This window comes from uncultured Olegusella sp. (assembly GCF_947253395.1).
GTDB lineage: Bacteria > Actinomycetota > Coriobacteriia > Coriobacteriales > Atopobiaceae > Olegusella.
In genome coordinates this window covers 1-4,741 of the sequence record NZ_CAMXYY010000101.1, presented here as the reverse complement: position 1 = coordinate 4,741, position 4,741 = coordinate 1, and the positions used below count along the sequence as shown (strand labels likewise).

At 48.6% G+C, this 4,741-nt stretch carries 6 protein-coding genes; 1 reads left to right on the top strand and 5 read right to left on the bottom strand.

What is annotated here, in order from left to right; all coding sequences use genetic code 11:
* Positions 1-1,212: hypothetical protein (locus Q0X25_RS07135; RefSeq protein ID WP_298580536.1), on the bottom strand; the 1,212-nt coding region annotated here is incomplete at its 3' end.
* A 106-nt stretch (positions 1,213-1,318) separates the two neighbouring features.
* Positions 1,319-1,624, bottom strand: coding sequence for a YerC/YecD family TrpR-related protein (locus tag Q0X25_RS07130; protein ID WP_298580534.1), 306 nt, complete (start codon positions 1,622-1,624; stop codon positions 1,319-1,321).
* Between the two features lie 172 nt (positions 1,625-1,796).
* On the opposite strand from Q0X25_RS07130, the gene Q0X25_RS07125 reads away from it, so the two are divergent.
* Positions 1,797-2,156, top strand: coding sequence for a phage holin family protein (locus Q0X25_RS07125; protein ID WP_298580531.1), 360 nt, complete (start codon positions 1,797-1,799; stop codon positions 2,154-2,156).
* A gap of 112 nt (positions 2,157-2,268) precedes the next feature.
* Here Q0X25_RS07125 and Q0X25_RS07120 read toward each other — a convergent pair whose 3' ends face one another.
* The 3 genes from Q0X25_RS07120 to Q0X25_RS07110 all read right to left on the bottom strand — a co-directional run bounded on the left by Q0X25_RS07120 (position 2,269) and on the right by Q0X25_RS07110 (position 4,664).
* A complete protein-coding gene (locus Q0X25_RS07120; RefSeq protein ID WP_298580529.1) occupies positions 2,269-2,541 on the bottom strand; it encodes a hypothetical protein in 273 nt (90 codons plus the stop codon).
* 330 nt (positions 2,542-2,871) lie between these two features.
* A complete protein-coding gene (gene fucO, locus Q0X25_RS07115; RefSeq protein WP_298580526.1) occupies positions 2,872-4,035 on the bottom strand; it encodes a lactaldehyde reductase in 1,164 nt (387 codons plus the stop codon).
* 161 nt (positions 4,036-4,196) lie between these two features.
* On the bottom strand, positions 4,197-4,664 hold the full coding sequence (locus tag Q0X25_RS07110) for a hypothetical protein (RefSeq protein ID WP_298580523.1): 468 nt from the start codon (positions 4,662-4,664) through the stop codon (positions 4,197-4,199).
* Positions 4,665-4,741 lie beyond the last annotated feature (77 nt).

Here is a 4,741-nt window from a genome sequence, read left to right as displayed (position 1 = left end):
AGGTACCTGCGAAAGCCCTGACATCAAAAAATCAGATAGTCCACGCGGCGGCCACCAATCCATATTTCCCAACGTAACTTGGGTGCCCTCCGCTGTTTTTTCAGGCGCAGGCCAGTTTTGTGCTAGAGCGTTTAAGTGCAAAATGCTTGCAAAGTATGCGAGGAAAGCCTGACCTGCTGGCATATCTGCAAATGCGATTTTTTGCTCAGTGCGCAGGGTAAAACCACGTGCCAGTAGCTTTTGTGAAAGCTCCCGACTTGCGCGGCTGACATCCGAAGTACATACAACGATATCCTTGCAACCTGCCTGCGCAAGCTTTTTGATATGACGGGCCAGAGCCTCTGACTCAGCCAGAGGTCCTGCACAAAGCAACAATTCCACTGCACCTGTCGGCTGCAACCGCTCTGTTTCTGCAACAAATAGAGAGCGCAAAAGGACATCAAGCTCAACAGGACGCTCTTTTCCAAGAGGATGAATACTCTCTGGAGTATCTACCGTAATGAGGCGTAAAGGCGTATTGCCTGCCTGTGCTTCTTGTTGCAGCTGTGCTATCAATTGGCGTGATACATCACAAGCAGGACTTTTACTTTCGTACATGATGCAATTCACAGATGATAACTCTGCCAGATCGCAGAGCAGCTTCCGCAGAGCACGCGTCATGCTCATCATTCCTGTTACAACAAACACAGGCATGGCCACCTCATGCTGCGCCAGCAAGGTAGGAAGCGCTACCATAGCCTCAGTTTCTTCAATGAGCTTGGCCTTATGAATAAGCTCGCGATACTCCTTTACCAGCCCAACGAAGTCCTTTTCTGCTTGGGTGAGCTGGGATGTTGTCTTGTCTGGTTGGAGCCATGCGATATTTGCTGCTGCAAAGTCGGCAAGTAAATCCACCATACCTGCCAAGGGTTCACCCTCGCTATGATGCTGGAGCACACGACGCGCAAAAAACCTGCGTTTCATAGAATCAATAAGGTGACGTCCATCACCCCAAACTTCCCAGCGCTCCTCTACCCAAGCTGAGGCTGTTGTACAGTCAACACCCAAGCAAATACCCTGCTTAGAAAGGCTTTTTTGTGCCTGGAGTGCCTGGTTAAAGCTAGGACACAACAGTACTACTCTGCCCGTATGCTCAAGTCCCTGACGCAAGATATCAAGAGTTGCGCTACTAACCAGCTGCCGCTCTTCCGTCGAAACGATGCATAACGCCATGTTGCCTCCAAAACCAATACTGCACATATCATCCTGGCTGCATGAGCCAAACTGGATGTGAAAAATTTGCTCATATGTATGGTAGCGTGCCTGCAGGACAACAAAACTACTGCTTTGCTTCGTCAAGCCGTTCAAGTACTAAACGATATCCACCTGCCACGCCATTAAGACATTTTGATACCCGGCTCACGGTGGTAGAACTTGCGCCAGTTGTCTGCGATACTTCGATGTATGACGAACCTGCATGTAGCATACGCGCCACCTCGAGTCTACGCGCAAACTCTTCTATCTCGCGTGGACTCAAAAGATCCGAAAGAAATGCTCCCACTTCCTGGGGCGAACTCAGCTGACAAAACGCAGAATAAAGCTGATTTTGCCACAACTGGATATCTTGCTCACGACGTCCGACCATCGGTATCGCCTCCGAAGAGTAGTGATTGGCTTTAGTATCCTAAAGTATCGCATTGTCGGTATGTTTGGTGCGTAAAATGGGGAATACTATCCTCATAACAGTTTGGGGTAGTAGCAACAACTACCCCGATGTGCTATGCCTGCAGACGTAGCACAAGTTTGAAGGTAGCATCATGAGTTTTATTGGTACTTGGCTTGTCACAACCATCGCAACAATGGCTGCAATTTATTTGGTGCCAGGCATCAACCCTGTAGGCGGTAACTGGGGTGCAGCTATGATGACAGCACTGGCGCTAGCGTTGGTCAACGCCCTCGTTAAGCCCGCAATGCAGTTCTTGTCTTTCCCTATTACATTTTTAACGCTGGGACTTTTTAGCTTAGTCATCAATGCATTGATGCTACAGCTCGCAGGCTATCTCGCTCGTGAAGTCTCTGGTACAGGAATTACTATTTCTGGCTTTGGATCAGCTTTTATAGGCGCCATTATTATTTCACTTGTGTCATCTATCTTGGGTGCCGTCGTCGCTGGATAACGTATTACCTTTGCAGGATAACGTGTTGCCTCTCCCCACTTAGATACAATCAGGGAGAGGCAATGAGTGCCTAACTATCTCGAGACTTGCAGTGCTTACAGATACGGGACTTTTACGCCAAACAAAAATAGATGGCAAGGGCTAAAGACAGTATCATTATCACCGCCCAAATCACAAGAGCCCACTTGCGTCCCATATGACTTTCAACATATATCTGAGCCGCAGCAAAAAGCGCATCTATGAGCGAAGCTACCATGCACAGCGTTGTATATGGCGTATGCAGAGGAATGCTGAGAGTAGTCCAGATAAGGCCCGCAGCTATCCATATCCAAAAGAGCCTTTTGCCTATCTGAGACCAATCTTTTGTGGCTTGTGTCTTATCCATAACGTCACCGACGTGCCTTTTAAATAGGTTTTCTCTTTTAATTGGATATTTTATCAATGTGGAAGCATTTTTGGTAGGAATACGAATAAATTTGCCTCCACTGGGCTAAAAATTTTAACTTTTTAGAGATTAGCTATTCCCCGAGAAAATAATCGAGAGAAATTCTGTCAAACGGAAGACTGTGCCGGAGAGTATTTTTTCAACAAAAGGAACACTAAAGAGAGCCACTAAAAAGCGGCATATAGGAAACCGTTAAACATGGGATTTCCCATATGCCACCTGAAGAAAACTAAGCGCTACAAACAGACCTCTTAGACGCCTTTGTTACTGTTACGCCATTATCTTACGGAAGAGTTCAACTACCTGCTCATGCGTTGCCTCACGAGGATTGCCAGGATAGCAAGCATCCTTCAGGGCATCGTCTGCCAGCTGATCGAGATCCTCCTCAACCAGACCTTGGCAGGTAGGAGCGATGTGTACATCTGCAGAAAGCTGTTTAACTGCAGCAATAGCAGCGTCGGCTGCCACCTCATCACTCATGCCTGTCGTATCAACACCCATAGCAACAGCAACCTCAGCTAAGCGCTTGGTTACAACCCCCTTGTTGAACTCCATAGCAATTGGCAGCAACATTGCGCAAGCAACACCATGCGGCGTGTCGTAGTGAGCAGACAGGGTATGTGCCATAGCATGGTCGATGCCAAGGCCAACGTTGGAAAAGCCCATCCCAGCAATATACTGAGCCAGTGCCATGCCCTCACGACCACTTGCAGGCTTGCCGCTCTTTGCCTCGGCAACGGCATCGCGAAGATTGGCAGAAATCAGCTGAATTGCTTTGTAGTGGAACATGTCAGAGAGCTCCCAAGCACCGCGGGTAGTGTAACCCTCAATAGCATGGGTCAGCGCATCCATACCCGTAGCAGCAGTCAAGCCGACAGGCATAGAAGCCATCATCTCAGGGTCAACAACGGCAACCTCGGGAATGTCATTGGTGTCAACGCAGACAAACTTGCGCACCTTATCGGGGTCAGTGATGACATAGTTAATAGTGACCTCAGCTGCAGTGCCTGCAGTAGTGGGCACTGCAATGGTAAAGACGGCATGTTTGTTGGTAGGAGATAAGCCCTCCAACGAAACAACATCGGCAAACTCAGGATTTTCAACGATGATACCAATGGCCTTAGCCGTATCCATCGAAGAGCCTCCGCCAATGGTCACGATACTGTCGGCCTCTGCCGCCTTAAACGCTGCAACACCATCCTGCACGTTTTTGATGGTAGGGTTAGGCTTGATATCGGAGTACAGGCTCCAAGCAATACCCGCCTCATCGAGCAGGTCTGTCACCTTGGTAGTCACGCCAAACTTCACCAAGTCGGCATCGGAACAAACGAAGACCTTCTTGTAACCACGACGAGTCAGCTCACCAGGAATTTCCTTAATAGCACCTGCACCGTGATACGAGACGGTATTGAGAACAAAGCGATTGACTGCCATACATGCCTCCCACAATAAAAGTTTTTACATATCCCCCACGCCGCAGCTGCGACGACGAGTCAAACTATGCAAGCGATGCGGGCCTTCCAAATCGTTCAGATAGAAAAAGAAATTAAGCAGAACCTCAACGTAGCGATGCCTATACCTACCAGCGCAAATATCTACTCTTCATCTTCTTCCTCGCCATAGTCATCATACATCACTGCCTCTTCGTATTCGCGTTCGCGCACAAAATGCATGCTGAGCAGCATGGCAAGCGCCGATGACAATACGGGCCATATCAAGGCAGCAAGATACATAGGGTCAAAATTTTTAATAATGCTTGGACCCCAACATGCTGCCATCGCAACTGCAACAATCGCAGTACAAAATCCCACTAAACGATGTCCATAATCAGCGGTATACCACACCAATGTCTGAGCTGCGATTCCTGTACCCAAGCCAAAAGGCACACTATACAACGTGCTAAAAGGAATCAAGAAAAAGATGTACCACCACGCATATGGCATGCCCCCTTTTGGGAGCACATAGCCAAGAATAACCAAGCCAATCAAGACGGCGTATACCGCCCAAACTGGTTTCAGCCGCCACAGTCGCGCGCCGAGACCCTCGTATGCGTCTCCTGCCATGTGCCTTCTCCTGCTCCTTGTCGAAGTCTCCTCTATCCTAACTCAGATTTGCATAAGAAATGTGCTCACTCTGCCCA

What these genes read in the sequence shown, in the direction of transcription:
- Q0X25_RS07130 (WP_298580534.1), bottom strand. Translation starts at nt 1,624, where the DNA reads ATGGTCGGACGTCGTGAGCAAGATATCCAGTTGTGGCAAAATCAGCTT.
- Q0X25_RS07125 (WP_298580531.1), top strand. Translation starts at nt 1,797, where the DNA reads ATGAGTTTTATTGGTACTTGGCTTGTCACAACCATCGCAACAATGGCT.
- Q0X25_RS07120 (WP_298580529.1), bottom strand. Translation starts at nt 2,541, where the DNA reads ATGGATAAGACACAAGCCACAAAAGATTGGTCTCAGATAGGCAAAAGG.
- fucO (WP_298580526.1), bottom strand. Translation starts at nt 4,035, where the DNA reads ATGGCAGTCAATCGCTTTGTTCTCAATACCGTCTCGTATCACGGTGCA.
- Q0X25_RS07110 (WP_298580523.1), bottom strand. Translation starts at nt 4,664, where the DNA reads ATGGCAGGAGACGCATACGAGGGTCTCGGCGCGCGACTGTGGCGGCTG.